This is a genomic window from Accumulibacter sp. (assembly GCF_031732815.1).
GTDB lineage: Bacteria > Pseudomonadota > Gammaproteobacteria > Burkholderiales > Rhodocyclaceae > Accumulibacter.
In genome coordinates this window covers 1,237-2,826 of the sequence record NZ_JAVMKF010000267.1, presented here as the reverse complement: position 1 = coordinate 2,826, position 1,590 = coordinate 1,237, and the positions used below count along the sequence as shown (strand labels likewise).

Below are 1,590 nucleotides of genomic sequence, written 5' to 3'. Positions count from 1 at the left end.
AAGAAGTGCACGTCGTCTTCGTGCGCGGGAGAATCGAGCTTGATCAACTGTCCGAGCAGCATCAGGGCGGTGCGCTCGACACGCCGGACCTGCAGTTCCTCGACCTGGTAGCGCCGCATGAACTCGCGCACCGTCTCGTCGCGTGTGTCGTGATGTTCGAAGCGGCCGAGCAGGTCGTACAGAACGCCGAGCGGCAGCGCCCCGTCCGAGTACGTCATCGATTCGATCGACAGCTCCGAGAACACCGCCGACATGATCGCGATCGCTCCCGGCAGGATCAGGATGCGCTCGCTGCGCATGCCGCGCAAGCCAAGTGCCTCGGCTGAACCGGCTTCGATCAGCAACTGTCGCAAGCGGCCCAGGCCCTCGCGCGTGATACCGCCGACGCCCGGCGGATTGAGCTCGTTGAGCGCCAGGATGTCGGCCAGCTCCTGCGCCGAACCGGACGAGCCGACCGCCTCCTGCCAGCCGAAGCGCTGGTAGTCTACGGCGATCGCCTCGATCTCGCGCGCGGCCGACAGCTCGGCCGCACGGAAGCGCTTCTTGTCTACCCGTCCCTCGGGGAAAAAGCGCTGGCGATAGCTGATGCAGCCCATGAACAGCGATTCCATCAGGAGCGACTCGGTTCCCTCGCCGATGATGAACTCGGTTGAGCCGCCGCCGATGTCGACCACCAGGCGGCGATGGTCAGCCGGCGGCAGGGCGTTTGCTGCACCGATGAAGATCAGACGTGCCTCTTCACGCCCGCCGATCACCTCGATCGGAAAGCCGAGCGCAACTTCGGCCTGGCGGAGAACCATCGGGGCGTTTCTCGCCACACGCATCGCATCGGTAGTTACCGCACGCACCGTTTCCGGCGGAAAACCACGCAGACGCTCGCCGAACCGACGCAGCGCCTCGACTGCACGCTGCTGGGAGGCGTGGTCGAGCAGTTTCTCGCGCGTCAGACCCGAGCCCAGCCGGACCGCTTCCTTGTACGCATCGAGCGGATGAATCTGGTGTCCGACGACGCGGCCGATCTGCAGGCGAAAGCTGTTCGAGCCCAGGTCCACCCCGGCAATCAGTTCGTAACTCATGGCTCACTTTCCATCCGGCCTGTATGACCTTGTGGGTTTTCGAGTCGGGCATTTTATCACCGCCGCTTGCTTGCTTGCCGGCTGAGGCCGGCTGCTGCGCAGGCGGCCAGAGCAAAAACATTGTCATTGGCTGGGCGCGACGCGATGCGCGTCGAGCGATGGTTGTAATATGTTCGACTGACAATTACAGTCCAGCCGATCCACATTCACCAAGGGAGCCCGCCATGAATACCGCCGTCCAGCCGATCGAAAACCCTCCTCACCAGGCTTCCGTGGCCTTTCCGCCGGAGTACTTCCAGAACCGCGAAATGAGCCTGCTGGCGTTCAATCGCCGGGTCCTCTGGCAGGCCAAGAATCCGCGTACTCCCTTGCTCGAACGCTTGCGCTTCCTGTGCATCGTGAGCAGCAATCTGGATGAGTTCTTCGAAATTCGCGAGGCGGGGATCAAGGAGCAGATCAAGCTGGGATCGGTCGCCATCACGACCGATGGACGGACGGCGCGTGAGGTCTATCG

At 63.2% G+C, this 1,590-nt stretch carries 1 protein-coding gene and 1 pseudogene; one reads left to right on the top strand and one right to left on the bottom strand.

Annotated elements, in window-relative coordinates; translation table 11 throughout:
* On the bottom strand, nt 1–1,076 hold a 1,076-nt coding region (locus RKP46_RS15605), incomplete at its 3' end, for a Ppx/GppA family phosphatase (RefSeq protein ID WP_311107485.1).
* A gap of 308 nt (nt 1,077–1,384) precedes the next feature.
* Between RKP46_RS15605 and RKP46_RS15600 the strand changes: the two are divergent.
* Nucleotides 1,385–1,590, top strand: a pseudogene (locus RKP46_RS15600) (RNA degradosome polyphosphate kinase); the annotation flags it as partial.